This window comes from Shouchella oshimensis (assembly GCF_004375095.1).
Taxonomy (GTDB): Bacteria; Bacillota; Bacilli; order Bacillales; family Bacillaceae_D; genus Shouchella; species Shouchella oshimensis.
Map to the genome: position 1 here is coordinate 802,990 of NZ_SNUX01000004.1, position 11,538 is coordinate 814,527.

General features: G+C 45.5%; 7 protein-coding genes, 1 tRNA gene, 2 rRNA genes and 1 other RNA gene. All 11 read left to right on the forward strand.

Going from position 1 to position 11,538, the window contains the following annotated elements:
* Positions 1–243 precede the first annotated feature (243 nt).
* On the forward strand, positions 244–1,863 hold the full coding sequence (locus E2L03_RS19460; protein WP_124742996.1) for a glutathione ABC transporter substrate-binding protein: 1,620 nt from the start codon (positions 244–246) through the stop codon (positions 1,861–1,863).
* Between the two features lie 90 nt (positions 1,864–1,953).
* A tRNA-Ser gene (locus E2L03_RS19465) sits at positions 1,954–2,046 on the forward strand.
* A gap of 75 nt (positions 2,047–2,121) precedes the next feature.
* The gene (tadA, locus tag E2L03_RS19470) at positions 2,122–2,607 is read left to right on the forward strand and encodes a tRNA adenosine(34) deaminase TadA (protein WP_243839557.1); all 486 of its coding nucleotides are present in this window, start codon (positions 2,122–2,124) and stop codon (positions 2,605–2,607) included.
* 80 nt (positions 2,608–2,687) lie between these two features.
* An RNA gene (gene ffs / locus E2L03_RS19475) (signal recognition particle sRNA large type) lies at positions 2,688–2,954 on the forward strand.
* Positions 2,955–3,098: 144 nt separating this feature from the next.
* On the forward strand, positions 3,099–4,766 hold the full coding sequence (gene dnaX / locus E2L03_RS19480) for a DNA polymerase III subunit gamma/tau (protein WP_134260167.1): 1,668 nt from the start codon (positions 3,099–3,101) through the stop codon (positions 4,764–4,766).
* 12 nt (positions 4,767–4,778) lie between these two features.
* On the forward strand, positions 4,779–5,090 hold the full coding sequence (locus tag E2L03_RS19485; RefSeq protein ID WP_035397842.1) for a YbaB/EbfC family nucleoid-associated protein: 312 nt from the start codon (positions 4,779–4,781) through the stop codon (positions 5,088–5,090).
* A 12-nt stretch (positions 5,091–5,102) separates the two neighbouring features.
* Positions 5,103–5,702, forward strand: a complete 600-nt coding sequence (gene recR / locus E2L03_RS19490) for a recombination mediator RecR (protein WP_035397839.1) — start codon at positions 5,103–5,105, stop codon at positions 5,700–5,702.
* A gap of 11 nt (positions 5,703–5,713) precedes the next feature.
* Positions 5,714–5,935 carry a YaaL family protein gene (locus E2L03_RS19495; protein ID WP_038484810.1) on the forward strand — a complete coding sequence of 74 codons (222 nt, stop codon included), beginning with the start codon at positions 5,714–5,716 and terminating at the stop codon, positions 5,933–5,935.
* 117 nt (positions 5,936–6,052) lie between these two features.
* Complete coding sequence (locus E2L03_RS19500; RefSeq protein WP_038484813.1) at positions 6,053–6,313, forward strand: pro-sigmaK processing inhibitor BofA family protein; 261 nt, start codon at positions 6,053–6,055, stop codon at positions 6,311–6,313.
* 307 nt (positions 6,314–6,620) lie between these two features.
* A 16S ribosomal RNA gene (locus E2L03_RS19505) occupies positions 6,621–8,168 on the forward strand.
* A gap of 407 nt (positions 8,169–8,575) precedes the next feature.
* Positions 8,576–11,512, forward strand: a 23S ribosomal RNA gene (locus E2L03_RS19510).
* Together the 16S and 23S rRNA genes form the textbook arrangement of a ribosomal RNA operon.
* Positions 11,513–11,538 lie beyond the last annotated feature (26 nt).

Sequence of the window (11,538 nt, forward strand, 5' to 3'; positions counted from 1 at the left end):
ACTAAAGTCATTTAATTTGTTTATTTCTGATAAATTAATTGAGAAACATTATCGAAGTTTCTTATTTAATAGGATGAAAGTGGAAATAAATACGATATAAGGATATAAGTATGTACTAGGAACAATAGGTTGTATAATTGTTTAAAAATTTTGTTGATATTCTTGAATAATAGTGTAATATATTATGTAGTTTAGCTTGTTTTACAGAAAACTCACACTAGTAACAAAGGGAGGATACATCTTATGAAAAGAAACAAAGCACCTTTTTATGCAGTACTTGCTCTTACAGCTACTTTAGGCCTTGCTGCCTGCGCCGATGATGGACAAGGGGACGGCGGTAGCTCTAACGGAGATAATGGTGAAGATGCAACAGGAGAAGCAGTTGAAGGCGGAGATTTAGTTCTTGCTGAACAATCCGATATTGTAGGTCTTGATCCACACCAAGTAAACGATGTTCCATCTGGTCACGTTCAGTACCAGGTTTATGAAGGATTATTAACATTTGATGAAAACATGGACCTTCAAAACAGACTAGCTGAAGATTACAGCTGGAATGATGAAGGAACTGTACTTACGTTTCAACTTAGAGAAGGCGTGACGTTCCACGATGGCGCAGAATTTAACGCAGATGCTGTAAAAGCAAATATTGAGCGTATTACAGATGAAGCAGTTGGTTCTCAGCGTGCGTTCTTATTTGAAGGAATTGAAGAAATTAACGTTCTAGGCGATTATGAAATCGAGTTTGTTCTTGAAGAGCCAGACGTAGCATTCTTATTCAGCTTTGCACATAGTGGCGGATTCATGATCAGCCCTGACGTCATTGAAGAAGATTACGCTGCAATGGAAGATGGTCAACAGCCTTATACTGCTGTTAACGCTAATCCTGCAGGTACTGGTTACTTTAAATATGAAAGTGGTACAGTAGGAAGTTCAGATCTAGTATTTACGCGTAACGACGATCACTGGAGTGGCGAGCCTGCTATTTTAGACTCTGTTACATTCAAAACAGTTCCTGATACATCAGCTCGTTTAGCGGAGCTTACAACTGGAGATTCTCATTTTATTACTCTAGATGCTGCTGGTTTAGCACAGCTTGAAGGTATTGGCGATGCTGGTCTTAAAGTAACAGATAGTATTTCTGGTTCTTATTTCGGATTTAATACAGAAGTTGAGCCATTTGATGATGTACGTGTACGTCAAGCGATCGCAATGGCTGTTGATAAAGAAGTTGTTATTGACAACTTATTAGAAGGTTATGGCTTCCCAGCTAATTCTCCAGTAGCACCTGGTGTTATTGGTCACGACGAAAATGCAGAAGCATTACCATTTGATGTTGATGCGGCGAAAGAATTATTAGCTGAAGCTGGCTATGAAGATGGTTTCTCAACAAGCATTATGACAAATGATTCACCAGCACGTATTCAGTTAGCTGAGTACATGCAGTCAGCGCTTGCTGAGCTAAACATTGAACTTGAAGTACAACAAGTTGAGTGGGCTACTTACCTAGAAGATACTGCGAAAGGTGATCACGAAATGTTCATCCTAGGCTGGAGTTCAGCAACTGGTGATGCGGACTATGCACTTGCTCCTCTTTACCATACTGATAACTTTGGTTCTTCAGGTAACCGTGCGTTCTATTCAAACGCTGAGCTTGATGAGATTCTTAACGAAGCAGTAGCTGAAGTAGACGAAAATGCACGTATGGATCTTTATGCGCAAGCACAAGAAATTGCAAATGAAGAAGTACCACTAGTCTTTACTCACTACACACAATACCTACACGGTGTTCGTGACCAAGTTCAAGGCATCATTGTTACACCTACAGATAACTGGGTATTAAACGAAGCTCACTTTGTTGAGTAAGTGTACCTTTGAAAAAACTGTCGATTAATCGACAGTTTTTTCTTGCTTTCCTAATTAAAAGGGTGTATGATTGTCTTTGTCAGTTGATACGGAGGAATACCCAAGTCCGGCTGAAGGGATCGGTCTTGAAAACCGACAGGGGTGTCAAAGCCCGCGGGGGTTCGAATCCCTCTTCCTCCGCCATTTTTTTATAACATGCACACGACCCCAGATGAGCGGTCGTTTTTTTGTATCTATAGAGGGGCTGAAAACGTGGTCATTCAAGGTGATGAAGAGTGGATGGAATATGCGCTAATCGAAGCAAAGCAAGCACTTGTATATGAGGAAGTCCCGATTGGTGCTGTTATTGTAAAAGATAATAAAGTGATTGCATCAGCATTTAATTTAAGGGAAACGGACCAGCTTGCAACGGCTCATGCAGAGATTTTGGCTATTCAAAAAGCATGTAATGTTCTAGACACGTGGCGCTTAGAGGAATGCACTTTGTATGTAACGCTAGAACCGTGTCCTATGTGTGCAGGAGCTATTGTTCAGGCACGGATTCCTAAAGTGGTATTTGGCGCATCTGATTATAAGGCTGGCTGTGCTGGTACATTAATGAATTTATTAGAAGAGCCGCGCTTTAATCATCGCTGTGACGTGATAAGTGGTGTGTTAGCAGAAGAAAGTGGGCAACTGTTATCTTCTTTTTTTAAAGGAATTCGCATGAAAAAGAAACAAGCAAAAAAAGAATTTGAACAGTAAAACATTGCGTTTTCAACATAAATCACGTATACTTAGAGTTGCGCTATTTTACTAGTGCAATTAACGATGTTTACACTTTGCCGTGCTAGACGGGGAGGTAGCGGTGCCCTGTAACTCGCAATCCGCTGTAGCGAGGTTGAATTCCTTTTTGAGGTTTCGGCTTTGTAAGGACTGCCCTAAGTAAGTGGTGTTGACGTTTGGGTTCTGCGCAACGGAAACCCATGAACCCTGTCAGGTCCGGAAGGAAGCAGCAGTAAGTGGATCCTTTCGTGTGCCGCAGAGGTGCCTGGATCGAGCTAACTGCTTAGGTAACGCTTATGAAGTTGTTATCGAAAAAAGGTGCACGGTATTTAATTATAGAATAACCAAAAGCTCGCTAGAAATGGCGGGCTTTTTTTCTACTGTTTTTATTTAAATAGATAACCAGCGCTTTATTCGTTTGACAGGAAACGATATAATAAAGGCATGACTCTGAAAGGTTGGATGAGTACATGAGCTATCAAGCCCTTTATCGTGTATGGAGGCCTCAGTTGTTAGAAGATGTAGTAGGTCAGGTTCATATTACGAAGACATTGCAAAATGCGTTACTTCAACAAAAAATGGCTCATGCTTACCTGTTTTCCGGTCCAAGAGGGACGGGGAAAACAAGTGCGGCAAAAATTATTGCAAAAGCAATTAATTGCGAGCATGCACCAGTTGCTGAGCCATGCAATGAGTGTAGTCGTTGTAGGGGAATTACAAATGGTTCTATTATTGATGTAATGGAAATTGATGCTGCATCAAATAACGGTGTTGATGAAATTCGTGATATTCGAGAAAAAGTAAAATATGCACCAACAGAAACCGATTACAAAGTCTATATTATAGATGAAGTTCATATGCTTTCCACAGGTGCTTTTAACGCCCTTTTAAAAACCCTAGAAGAACCACCTGCTCATGTTATCTTTATTTTGGCGACTACAGAACCTCATAAAATTCCACTCACGATCCTATCGCGATGTCAGAGGTTTGATTTTAAGCCAATTACAAATGAAGAATTAGTGTCTCGCATGAAGCGTATCCTTGATCATAATGGTCAAGCTTATGATGAGGATGCAATTGATTTGATTGCACAAGCAGCTGACGGTGGGATGAGGGACGCGTTAAGTTTGCTGGATCAAGCAATCTCTTTTTCAGGAGATCGTGTAGCCGTGAAAGATGTGCTTGTTATAACAGGCTCTGTTTCGAGAGAGGCATTAAATAATTTAGTAGGCGCTTTAGCACAAGATAACGCAAGGCTCGCACTCGAAACAATTGATGAGACTTTAAGGAATGGGAAAGATCCGAAACGTTTGCTAGAGGATTTGATTTTATATTTTAGAGACTTACTTCTATATAAGACAGCCCCTGAAGCGCATCATTTATTAGAAAGAGCGAAAGTGGAAGAATCGTTTATCGCTGTAGCGAAGCAGTATGAGGTGTCGAAACTGCATAAGGTTATTCAAAAGTTAACGAGTAGCCAGCAAGAAATAAAGTGGGCACTGAAACCGAAAATTATTTTGGAGATGGCGATCATTAATGTGATGGAAATAGAGGATGCTCCTTTAGTTCCCCAACAAAACCAAGATGTAGAAGAGTTAAGACAGCAAATAGAGAAGTTGCAAGCACAGCTGAAACAAGGGCCACCTATTGCAATTGAAGAACAACAATCAACACAACGTAAACCACAAACTCGTCCAAGATCTAGTGGTGGAAAAGGTAAGTCGCCGATTACGGCTCAAGTGAAAGAGATTGTTGCCACAGCCGATAAGAATGAGCTACAAGAAACCATTAGCAAATGGGCGAATGTAAAAGAACAACTAAAAGGGATTAGTGTTCCGGCTCATGCGTGGTTAAACGATTGTAAGCCCGTAGCAGCGTCTTCCTCAAAGATCCTCTTGGCGTTTCAAAATGAAATGCATCGTGATATGATGGATACAAAGTTTCGTGATGTTCTGAACCAAGTGCTTCAACAAGTATATGGTGGACGATCGAATTTTTCCACATTGCTACAATCACAGTGGGAACAAGTAAAAACAGATTATATGAAAGACAAAGAGAATGAACAACCACAAGATCCCTTTATGGAGGAAGCTGTAAAGCTTGTTGGTGAAGATTTAATAGAAGTGATTGATTCTTAAGGAGCTGATTTTATGAAGAACATGGGTAATATGATGAAGCAAATGCAAAAAATGCAAAAGCAAATGGCAAAAGCACAAGAAGATTTAAAAGAAAAAACAGTTGAAGCGACAGTAGGTGGAGGAATGGTGACTGTTGTCGCATCTGGTGACAAACGAATCTTAGAAGTGAAGATCTCTGAAGATGTTGTTGATCCTGATGATATTGAAATGCTACAGGATTTAGTAGTTGCTGCAACCAACGAAGCGTTGAAGCAAGTTGATGAGTTGGTTGAGCAAGACATGGGGAAATTCACTAAAGGGTTAAATATTCCGGGAATGTTCTAGGAGGCAAGCGGATTGCAATATCCAAAACCAATAGCTAAATTAATCGAGGGGTTTTCGCGCTTGCCGGGTATTGGACCAAAAACAGCAAGTCGTTTAGCCTTCTATGTTTTAGATATGAAGGAAGACGATGTGTTAGATTTTGCAAAAGCACTTGTTCATGCCAAGCGAGATTTAACGTATTGTTCTGTATGTCATAGCATAACGGATTCGGATCCGTGTCAAATTTGTGATGATGCCCATCGAGATCAAACAACTATTTGTGTTGTTCAAGAATCGAGGGATCTGATTGCAATGGAGAAAATGAGGGAATACACTGGCTTGTATCATGTTCTTCACGGATCGATTTCACCAATGGATGGAATTGGACCGGAAGATATTAAAGTCGCTGAGCTTATTAAAAGGTTACAGGAAAATGGTCAAGTGGAAGAAGTGATTATTGCAACGAACCCTACAATTGAGGGTGAGGCTACGGCAATGTACATTTCCCGTTTAATAAAGCCTACTGGAATAAAGGTAACTAGATTAGCACATGGCTTACCTGTTGGTGGAGACTTAGAATACGCGGATGAAGTCACATTATCAAAAGCAATAGAAGGTCGACGCGAGTTGTAGGTGGTCAGAATATGATTGGAAGACGAAAAAAAGGCGCTCTTCGAAAAGAAGAGGATCAACGTTTATACTATTATGTCGATGCGATGAAAGAGCAATTGGACTACAAAAGAGGGTTGCTGGAACATAGTTTAGATGCATCAGAAGACATGCACTTTGATGTACAGCGTGCAGAAATGTTGTACTCATTCTTGCTTAGAGAAGCAAGAGTGCGCCATGAACGGAAACGAAAATAAAAAGAAAGAAGCTCCTGTTTGTGCAGGAGTTTTTTTATTAAGAAAAAATAAAGTTCTATTTGGTGACTCTATACATATAGTAAAGCAAGACGAGCTATCGGTTAGGAGGGGTTGTGTTTGGGCGATTGGGTGTTGTTATTGCTGGGAGCGCTGGTTATTTTATTACTATTGGTAGGAGCCTCGATTAAGCCATTTCGATTTGTCGGACGTTTAGGGGTGAAATTTATTATTGCGGCTTTGTTTCTTTTTCTATTTAATTCATTAACAACGATGACAGGTCTTTTTGTGCCGATTAATTTAACAACTACAGCGGTTGTTGCTTTGCTAGGATTGCCAGGTATGTTGCTGCTAGTCGCGGTTCAGCAACTTATTTTATAGGACAAAGCCAACGGAATTAAAAAATCTTTTAAACAACTAAAATTTTAGTTGTTTATTTTGTGTCGCTATGATATATTATTACTTGTCCTCTTAAGAGAGGCGCAAACAACTTACCATTTCTTTTAAAAAAAGTTGTTGACTTTATACGAGAGAAAATGGTATATTAATTGAGTCGCCAAGAGAGATCGAGGCGCAAACGAGTTCTTTGAAAACTGAACAAAAGCCAAGCGTAAAAAGAGATACAAGGTATCTCGTCAATGAAGTCAGACACAGCTTTAAATTGTGCAAATGAGCAAGTCAAACACTTTTAACGGAGAGTTTGATCCTGGCTCAGGACGAACGCTGGCGGCGTGCCTAATACATGCAAGTCGAGCGGACAGAAGGGAGCTTGCTCCCGGACGTTAGCGGCGGACGGGTGAGTAACACGTAGGTAACCTGCCCCTTAGACTGGGATAACTCCGGGAAACCGGAGCTAATACGGGATAATAAAGAGAATCACCTGATTCTCTTTTGAAAGACGGTTTCGGCTGTCACTAAGGGATGGGCCTGCGGCGCATTAGCTAGTTGGTAAGGTAACGGCTTACCAAGGCGACGATGCGTAGCCGACCTGAGAGGGTGATCGGCCACACTGGGACTGAGACACGGCCCAGACTCCTACGGGAGGCAGCAGTAGGGAATCTTCCGCAATGGACGAAAGTCTGACGGAGCAACGCCGCGTGAGTGAGGAAGGCCTTCGGGTCGTAAAGCTCTGTTGTGAGGGAAGAACAAGTACCGGAGTAACTACCGGTACCTTGACGGTACCTCACCAGAAAGCCACGGCTAACTACGTGCCAGCAGCCGCGGTAATACGTAGGTGGCAAGCGTTGTCCGGAATTATTGGGCGTAAAGCGCGCGCAGGCGGCTTCTTAAGTCTGATGTGAAATCTCGGGGCTCAACCCCGAGCGGCCATTGGAAACTGGGAAGCTTGAGTGCAGAAGAGGAGAGTGGAATTCCACGTGTAGCGGTGAAATGCGTAGATATGTGGAGGAACACCAGTGGCGAAGGCGACTCTCTGGTCTGTAACTGACGCTGAGGCGCGAAAGCGTGGGGAGCAAACAGGATTAGATACCCTGGTAGTCCACGCCGTAAACGATGAGTGCTAGGTGTTAGGGGTTTCGATGCCCGTAGTGCCGAAGTAAACACATTAAGCACTCCGCCTGGGGAGTACGGCCGCAAGGCTGAAACTCAAAGGAATTGACGGGGACCCGCACAAGCAGTGGAGCATGTGGTTTAATTCGAAGCAACGCGAAGAACCTTACCAGGTCTTGACATCCTTTGACCACTCTGGAGACAGAGCTTCCCCTTCGGGGGCAAAGTGACAGGTGGTGCATGGTTGTCGTCAGCTCGTGTCGTGAGATGTTGGGTTAAGTCCCGCAACGAGCGCAACCCTTGATCTTAGTTGCCAGCATTTAGTTGGGCACTCTAAGGTGACTGCCGGTGACAAACCGGAGGAAGGTGGGGACGACGTCAAATCATCATGCCCCTTATGACCTGGGCTACACACGTGCTACAATGGATGGTACAAAGGGCAGCGAAACCGCGAGGTGGAGCCAATCCCATAAAGCCATTCTCAGTTCGGATTGTAGGCTGCAACTCGCCTACATGAAGCCGGAATTGCTAGTAATCGCGGATCAGCATGCCGCGGTGAATACGTTCCCGGGTCTTGTACACACCGCCCGTCACACCACGAGAGTTTGTAACACCCGAAGTCGGTGAGGTAACCTTTTGGAGCCAGCCGCCTAAGGTGGGACAAATGATTGGGGTGAAGTCGTAACAAGGTAGCCGTATCGGAAGGTGCGGCTGGATCACCTCCTTTCTATGGAGTATTTACTCTAGTCGATGTATGACCTCGGGTCATATAGCGCTTTGGATCTTTTGTTCAGTTTTGGAAGAATTCCTCTTCCAATTGAAAATGCGAAGGTAATGGATACCACGCTAAGAACGCCACGTCCTGTGGCAACGCCTGGTACCTACATCCTGTAGGCATGGTTCTTTGAAAACTAAATCATAATCAATCAACTCAAATTAGTTTTGTTCATCGGTGTTACAACTGTTTGAACGAGACGTCAAGAATTCATAAACCTTTTAGGTTAACCAATTGACAAAGAGACCCGAGTAGATCAAGGATGGGAAATGCTTGATGGAAGGAGCGTAGTTCGCTACGTAACTGACAGAAAGACAGGAACCAGACGAAGAGATACGATGGGAATCTGAAGTGAAAATGGATAAGTTAGAAAGGGCGCACGGTGAATGCCTTGGCACTAGGAGCCGATGAAGGACGCGACGAACAGCGATATGCTTCGGGGAGCTGTAAGTAAGCTTTGATCCGGAGATTTCCGAATGGGGGAACCCACCATCCGTAATGGGATGGTACTCCTGCCTGAACACATAGGGCAGGGTGAGGCAGACCCGGGGAACTGAAACATCTAAGTACCCGGAGGAAGAGAAAGCAAATGCGATTTCCTGAGTAGCGGCGAGCGAAACGGAATCAGCCCAAACCAAGAGGCTTGCCTCTTGGGGTTGTAGGACACTCTATACGGAGTTACAAAGAAACGGAGTAGGTGAATTGTCTGGAAAGACAAGCCGAAGAAGGTAACAGCCCTGTAGCTGAAACTTCGTTTCCTCCAGAGTGGATCCTGAGTACGGCGGGACACGTGAAACCCCGTCGGAATCCGGGAGGACCATCTCCCAAGGCTAAATACTCCCTAGTGACCGATAGTGAACCAGTACCGTGAGGGAAAGGTGAAAAGCACCCCGGAAGGGGAGTGAAAGAGATCCTGAAACCGTGTGCCTACAACTAGTCAGAGCCCGTTAACGGGTGATGGCGTGCCTTTTGTAGAATGAACCGGCGAGTTACGATAACGTGCAAGGTTAAGCTGATGAGGCGGAGCCGTAGCGAAAGCGAGTCTGAATAGGGCGAGTGAGTACGTTGTCGTAGACCCGAAACCGGGTGATCTACCCATGTCCAGGGTGAAGGTCGGGTAACACCGACTGGAGGCCCGAACCCACGCATGTTGAAAAATGCGGGGATGAGGTGTGGGTAGGGGTGAAATGCCAATCGAACTCGGAAATAGCTGGTTCTCCCCGAAATAGCTTTAGGGCTAGCCTCGAGTGATGAGTTTTGGAGGTAGAGCACTGATTGGACGAGGGGTCCCCACAGGATTACCGAATTCAGTCAAACTCCGAATGCCAAAAACTTTAACTCGGGAGTCAGACTGCGAGTGCTAAGATCCGTAGTCAAGAGGGAAACAGCCCAGACCATCAGCTAAGGTCCCCAAGTATACGTTAAGTGGAAAAGGATGTGGAGTTGCTTAGACAACCAGGATGTTGGCTTAGAAGCAGCCATCATTGAAAGAGTGCGTAATAGCTCACTGGTCGAGTGACTCTGCGCCGAAAATGTACCGGGGCTAAACGTATCACCGAAGCTATGGCAATCCCAGTAGGGATTGGGTAGGGGAGCGTTCCAAGGACTGTGAAGCTAGATCGTGAGGACTAGTGGAGTGCTTGGAAGTGAGAATGCCGGTATGAGTAGCGAAAAGAGGGGTGAGAATCCCCTCCGTCGAAAGCCCAAGGTTTCCTGAGGAAGGCTCGTCCGCTCAGGGTTAGTCGGGACCTAAGCCGAGGCCGAAAGGCGTAGGCGATGGACAACAGGTTGATATTCCTGTACCACCTCGTATTTGTTTGAACGATGGGGGGACGCAGAAAGGTAGGGTGAGCGCGCCGCTGGCTGTGCGCGTCGAAGCATGCAAGGCTGGAACATAGGCAAATCCGTGTTCCGTGAAGGCTGAGCTGTGACCGTGAAGGACCCAAGGGTCCGAAATCCCTGATCCTCCGCTGCCGAGAAAAGCCTCTAGTTAGAATACAGGTGCCCGTACCGCAAACCGACACAGGTAGGCGAGAAGAGAATTCTAAGACGCTCGGGAGAACTCTCGTTAAGGAACTCGGCAAAATGACCCCGTAACTTCGGGAGAAGGGGTGCTCTATTAGGGTGTTAAAGCCCGAGAGAGCCGCAGTGAATAGATCCAAGCGACTGTTTAGCAAAAACACAGGTCTCTGCGAAGCCGTAAGGCGAAGTATAGGGGCTGACACCTGCCCGGTGCTGGAAGGTTAAGAGGAGGGGTTATCCCGTAAGGGAGAAGCTCTGAATTGAAGCCCCAGTAAACGGCGGCCGTAACTATAACGGTCCTAAGGTAGCGAAATTCCTTGTCGGGTAAGTTCCGACCCGCACGAATGGTGCAACGACTTGGATACTGTCTCAACGAGAGACCCGGTGAAATTATAGTACCTGTGAAGATGCAGGTTACCCGCGACAGGACGGAAAGACCCCATGGAGCTTTACTGTAGCTTGATAGTGAGTGTTGGTACCATTTGTACAGGATAGGTAGGAGCCTTGGAAGCCGGAGCGCTAGCTTCGGTGGAGGCGTCGGTGGGATACTACCCTGATGGTGCTGACATTCTAACCTCGACCCGTGATCCGGGTCAGGGACATTGTCAGGTGGGCAGTTTGACTGGGGCGGTCGCCTCCTAAACAGTAACGGAGGCGCCCAAAGGTTCCCTCAGAATGGTTGGAAATCATTCGTAGAGTGCAAAGGCATAAGGGAGCTTGACTGCGAGACCTACAAGTCGAGCAGGGACGAAAGTCGGGCTTAGTGATCCGGCGGTGCCGTATGGAAGGGCCGTCGCTCAACGGATAAAAGCTACCCTGGGGATAACAGGCTTATCTCCCCCAAGAGTCCACATCGACGGGGAGGTTTGGCACCTCGATGTCGGCTCGTCGCATCCTGGGGCTGAAGTAGGTCCCAAGGGTTGGGCTGTTCGCCCATTAAAGCGGCACGCGAGCTGGGTTCAGAACGTCGTGAGACAGTTCGGTCCCTATCCGTCGCGGGCGTAGGAAATTTGAGAGGAGCTGTCCTTAGTACGAGAGGACCGGGATGGACATACCGCTGGTGTACCAGTTGTTCCGCCAGGAGCATCGCTGGGTAGCTACGTATGGACGGGATAAGTGCTGAAAGCATCTAAGCATGAAGCCCCCCTCAAGATGAGATTTCCCATGGCGTAAGCCAGTAAGACCCCTTAGAGATGATGAGGTTGATAGGTCAGAAGTGGAAGTGTGGCGACACATGGAGCGGACTGATACTAATCGGTCGAGGGCTTATCCTAAATTTCTTGAGTTTGAGTATGATGAT